The sequence below is a fragment of the Candidatus Hydrogenedentota bacterium genome (assembly GCA_012523015.1).
In the GTDB taxonomy this organism is placed as follows: Bacteria; Hydrogenedentota; Hydrogenedentia; order Hydrogenedentales; family CAITNO01; genus JAAYBJ01.
The window spans coordinates 1-3,710 of the sequence record JAAYJI010000194.1 but is presented as its reverse complement, the minus strand read 5'-3'; the positions used below and the strand labels follow the sequence as shown (position 1 = coordinate 3,710).

The following is a 3,710-nucleotide window of genomic DNA, read 5'->3' as shown; positions in this document are numbered from 1 at the left end:
GTCCTTGCTTGACTTGTCTGAGCCTGCCATGCGCCGTATTCGCGGCAATGAAATCAGCATGATTTTTCAGGAGCCTATGACCTCGCTCAACCCCGTGTTCCGTGTTGGCACGCAGATTGTGGATGTACTCCGTCTGCATCGGGGGTTGTCGGGAAGCGCGGCGCACGATGCAGCTGTCGACATGTTGGATCGTGTGGGTATCGCAGCGGCACCACAGCGGATGCAGGAATATCCACATCAGATGTCGGGCGGTATGCTGCAGCGCATTATGATTGCCATGGCGCTGGCGTGTACGCCGAAGCTATTGATTGCTGATGAACCGACCACGGCTTTAGATGTAACGATTCAGGCGCAGATCTTGGAGTTGTTGCGCTCTTTGCGCCGCGACTCGCAGTTGACCACCTTGCTGATCACCCATGATCTTGCAGTGGTGGCGGAAACGGCCGATGAAGTAGCGGTCATGTATGCCGGTAAAATTGTGGAGACCGCTCCTGTTCGCGCGTTGTTTAAGAAACCTTATCATCCCTATACGCGCGGTCTTTTCGCGTCCTTGCCCGCGTCGAACCGCGACCAAAAACGGCTGGCTGTGATTGAAGGCGTTGTCCCGCCCATTACAGATTTCCCGCAAGGATGCCGTTTTCATCCCCGCTGTCCCTATGTGATGCCGGTGTGTAAAGTACAGGAACCTGCCCTTGTATGCGGTGAGGCTTCCCATCCGACGGCATGTTGGTTGTATCAAAAGCCGGACAGTGCTAAGGAGGAAGATGCTCAATGACCGCGGCTTTGCTTGAAGTAAAGGGCTTGATCAAGCGCTTCCCCGTGAAGGCGGGCGTATTCTCGCGTACCGTGGGCGCGGTACATGCTGTCGAGGATATCAGCTTTTCTATAAACCGTGGGAAAACCTTGAGTTTGGTAGGGGAAAGCGGCAGCGGCAAAACAACGGCGGGGCGCTGTCTCTTGCGATTGATTGAGCCTGACGCGGGATCAATCCGTTTCGATGGTGTTGATGTGGTCGCCGCCGATAAAAAACAATTGCGCACTTTGCGGCGCCGCATGCAAATGGTGTTTCAAGATCCCTTCGCATCGCTCAATCCGCGTATGACGGTGCAATCTATGCTGTCTGAAGTTTTGACCTTTCATCGTATCACCACAAGACGCGGCACGGCTGCCCGTGTCATGGAGCTGCTGGAACAAGTCGGCTTGCCCCGCGCCGCTGCGGATCGGTACCCCCATGAATTCAGCGGCGGACAGCGTCAGCGTATTGGCATCGCCCGCGCTCTTGCAGTTGAGCCGCAGTTCATTGTTGCCGATGAACCGGTTTCGGCACTAGACGTTTCTATACAAGCGCAGATATTGAATCTGCTTCAAGATTTGCAAGAAGAGCTGGGTCTGACCTTTTTGTTCATTGGCCATAATTTAGATGTGGTCCGCCATATCTCTGACACCGTCGCTGTCATGTATCTGGGGCATATTGTGGAGATGGCGCCGGTTCATGAACTTTTCAGTGCGCCCCTGCATCCTTACACGGAAACGCTGCTTGCCGCTGTGCCTCGTACTGATCCGGAGCAAGGGGGAAGCCGGGAAATTGTCGCGGGCGATCCGCCCAGCCCCATCCATCCGCCCTCAGGATGTCCTTTTCATCCCCGCTGTCCCATTGCCATACCTTCCTGTGCGCAACAGCGCCAACAGTTGGTTGAAGTCGCTCCGGGGCATCAGGTCGCCTGTTCTGTTCGTGCGCCGCTGCCGGACAACGGCCTTCAATCGCAGTAGCCGGCTGAGACGGGACGCAACAGGCAGCGATTCGTTTGCACCCTTTTGTTGGTATTAAGGTGTGGTGCCTTGGAATCGCTGGCGGTTTACCTCATACAGCAAGATTGCCGCCGCTGCCGCCACGTTGATGGAGTCTAAGGAAGAATATTGTGGTATCGATACGGTGCTGTCGCATTGTGCTATGAGTTCGGGCGGTAAGCCGGCCCCTTCGTTGCCCAGTAAAATCGCGACAGGCTGCGTCAAATCACAATCACGCAACAAAGGTTCATCGCGCGGTGTCGCCGCAACACATCGGATGCCCTGCGCTTTTAAATCATCCAGTAGCGCAACAGTCTTATCGGCGGCTGCAATGGAGACACGGTTCAGCGCGCCTGCGGAGGCACGAACCACATGATTGTTTATCGGCGCACGATGTTCACCGCAGGCGATCACCGCGTCAGCCGCGAAGGCGGCAGCGGAACGGAGGATGGCTCCAAAATTATGGGGATCACGCAAATTATTCACCAACAGATATAAAGGGCGTTCTGACGGTGTTGCGAAGAGCTCCGATAGATCGGCGTAGGGGAAGGGACCCATACGCATCAGATAGCCTTGGTGGTCTGGGGCGCCGCTTAAAGTGCGGATACGCTCTGAGTTCACTTGGTAAACGGTGGCTCCCAGCTTGACACCCTGTTCCGCCGCCTCATTCTGTATGGTGTCCGGCAGATCATAATCCAGATAGAGTTCTCGCACAGGCCAACGCTGCGCCGCGAGAATTTCTCGGACACTGTGACGGCCCCAAACCCAACTGCGCTGGTGCCCCGCCAAATATTTTTCTTTGGTGTTTTTTTTCTTCATGCTTGGTCTCCATAGTATAGAGGCGTGTGATGACCACAGCTATAGTATATAGTGAATGCGGGTAAAGGAATAATTCATGTATGTCGTAAGTTTCAGAGAAGTGATTGTTGTGTTGATTTAGGAGATCACCTCAGTTGATTTCTGATCCCGTAAACTTTATACTATACATTATGTTGTGGTTGCGTGCGTCATGATTTGCCGGTAACCACTAGGTGTATAAAATAAATTTTGAAAAAGATTTGACACTGCAGTTTTATTTTGCTATACTGCTGTCATGATGGTGGTGAGAAAGTGATTCGCGCGTGTCAAAATGCGGGTCATTGCACCACTATACAGTTTAATCATGTACCCTTTTGTTGCGTTAGACACTCAATCTTAATGAGCCGAAAGGAGGGATGCATCGTGTCAGACATCAAGGTCTGCTCACAGTGTCGTCACGCAAGTTTTTCAATATTTTTGATAGCGCCGTTCTAATTTTCCATGGGAGGAAGATGTGGGATGGAATCTATGTTAGGATTCTATTCTTTTGCGGCGCAAGTGATGCAAAAAATATTTTCGGAGAATATATCATGAAGTTTAAAACTTTTCTTACCATCGCCGTTCTGGTTGCGATGAGCAGTGTTGCTTTTGCAGAACTGCAGAACGTCGAAATCGGCGGCAACATCCGCATCCGCGGCAACTATTTCAACATGGATAGCTTCGGCAAATCCAGCTTTATCGAACAGCGCACGCGCCTGAACGTTAAAGCCGACTTCACACAAGACGTGAGTGCGTTCATTGAACTGGACTCCTATGATGTGTGGGGCGAAGACTTCCGTTCCTGGTACATCTGCGGCAACGACTGGCGTGGAGACGACAACGTTGCGCTGTATCAAGCCTACATTGAAGCCCGCAATATGTGGGATACACCGCTGACCGTTCGTGTTGGTCGTCAAGAAATCGCTCTTGGCAACCAGTGGCTCGTCGGCACCAATGACAGCACCCGCTTTTTCTATGGCCTGTCCTTTGACGCCCTGCGCGTGACCTTCGCTAATGATGTCGTCAGCATTGATGCCATCGCTGCGAAACTGGCCGAGAACTATGGTGACTTCGGTGATGATGAT

At 52.6% G+C, this 3,710-nt stretch carries 4 protein-coding genes; 3 read left to right on the top strand and 1 reads right to left on the bottom strand.

Features of this window, described 5'->3' with window-relative positions; all coding sequences use genetic code 11:
- Window positions 1-775: ABC transporter ATP-binding protein (locus tag GX117_08565; protein ID NLO33392.1), on the top strand; the 775-nt coding region annotated here is incomplete at its 5' end.
- The gene (locus tag GX117_08560; protein NLO33391.1) at window positions 772-1,770 is read left to right on the top strand and encodes an ABC transporter ATP-binding protein; all 999 of its coding nucleotides are present in this window, start codon (window positions 772-774) and stop codon (window positions 1,768-1,770) included. The genes GX117_08565 and GX117_08560, both read left to right, overlap by 4 nt.
- 54 nt (window positions 1,771-1,824) lie before the next feature.
- Here GX117_08560 and GX117_08555 read toward each other — a convergent pair whose 3' ends face one another.
- A complete protein-coding gene (locus GX117_08555) occupies window positions 1,825-2,607 on the bottom strand; it encodes an RNA methyltransferase (GenBank protein NLO33390.1) in 783 nt (260 codons plus the stop codon).
- 569 nt (window positions 2,608-3,176) lie between these two features.
- Here GX117_08555 and GX117_08550 point away from each other — a divergent pair.
- On the top strand, window positions 3,177-3,710 hold a 534-nt coding region (locus GX117_08550), incomplete at its 3' end, for an alginate export family protein (protein NLO33389.1).